The organism is Streptomyces sp. NPDC025784, from assembly GCF_055558435.1.
This window is the reverse complement of record NZ_JBVHMN010000050.1, coordinates 1-1,468: the sequence shown is the minus strand read 5'-3', so window position 1 is coordinate 1,468 and position 1,468 is coordinate 1. Positions and strand designations below refer to the sequence as shown.

Below are 1,468 nucleotides of genomic sequence, written 5' to 3'. Positions count from 1 at the left end.
CCCAATACCGGTGATTTAGGCGGTTTTCTGGCCTCTGCTAGTTGTTTTGGTGGGCGGGACCAGTGTGATTGCCGCGGTGGGTGGTCGGGGCGGGTTCCGGTGGTGCGTGTGTTTGAGGTGCCAGTTGGTCATTTTGCGTTTGATGACACGGGGGTTGGAGCGTCGTCTGCGGGGTGGCAGGAGTCGTTCCAGAAGCTCACGGATGGTGTGCGTCAGGGCTCGGTTGAGTCGTGAGGGGGGAAAGCGCCGCCTGGTCGGTGACGTGGCGGCGGGCGATGCGGAGAGTGCGGGTGAAGGACAGCTGGTCCGGGTCGAGGCCGACTTGGTGGGCGGCCCCGTGCATGATGTCCCGAAGTGCGTGGTGGACGAGGAGGAAACCGTAGATTTCCTGCTCAACGCCATCGGGGTATTGCGAGCGGAGGACGAGACGGTGTCCGCCCTGATGGGTCTTGATCTCGTCCAACGTGTTCTCGATCTCCCACCGCTGGTGGTAGAGGCCCGCCAGGTCGGTGGCTGAAGCCTCCGTCGGGTCGCAGATGGTCGTGATCAGCCGGTAGATCGTGTCGTCGTTGCGGCCGAGCGTGTACTCGATGACCCGGACCCGGGCCGGATCACGACGGGTGCGGTCGCTGGTGGCGACGATCTCGGACAGGTACGAGCCGTCATCGAAGGCTTCGAGGACCGGGAGCACGATGTTCTTGCGCACACGCCACAACAAGTCCGCCCCCGTGCCGGAGGCGGCCTGCCACAGCTCGAATCCGGTGATGCCGCGGTCGGCCATCAGCAGCATTCCCGGCTCGAGCCGGCCCAGTAACCCAGGAATGAGCTGCTGTTCGTGCACCGAGAGCGGGCCCGACGCCGCGGCGAACACCGCGTGTGTCCCGCATTCCACCAGAGCGGCAACCCGCACCTGCGGATACGCACTGCGCTGCTGTCCCCGCCCCGACCCGGGACGGCCGAAGAACGAGTTGTTGGCCTCGGTGTCCGGCACATCAAACGTGGTGCCGTCCACCGCGACCAGACGCCACCGCCGATACCAGGCACCGGCCGTGTCCGGGGCGGCCACCGGCCGACACACTCGCGCGAACAGCACTACCAAAGGCTCCGGGCCCAACCGCCTGCGGGCCCGGCCGATCGCCGCCGTCGTCGGCACCCGCCACGGCTTCTCCCACCGCCGCACCCGCTCCAGCCCCTGCGTCAGCAGACGGGCCACTTCCTCATAGCCCTGCCCGCAGAACAGACACATCGCGAGCACGAAGTAGACCACCACCCGAGCCGGCAGCAGCCGGGAACGCTGCTCTTGACGCCCGCACTCCACGATCACCTCATCCACCAACTCAGGTGGAAACACCCGCGTCAGCACACCCAGAGCGATCCGATCCGACAACCGCTCACCTGACGACTTCACCTGTCCAGGCCTTGGCACACCACACCCAACGACCCACCACCATCAAAGTCACCGGTATTG

Annotated in this window: 1 protein-coding gene; it reads right to left on the bottom strand. The window is 66.2% G+C overall.

Translation table 11 applies throughout. The features are described 5' to 3' along the window. Positions 1–196: 196 nt before the first annotated feature. A complete protein-coding gene (locus ACZ4IF_RS44555) occupies positions 197–1,426 on the bottom strand; it encodes an IS4 family transposase (RefSeq protein ID WP_467575017.1) in 1,230 nt (409 codons plus the stop codon). Positions 1,427–1,468 lie beyond the last annotated feature (42 nt).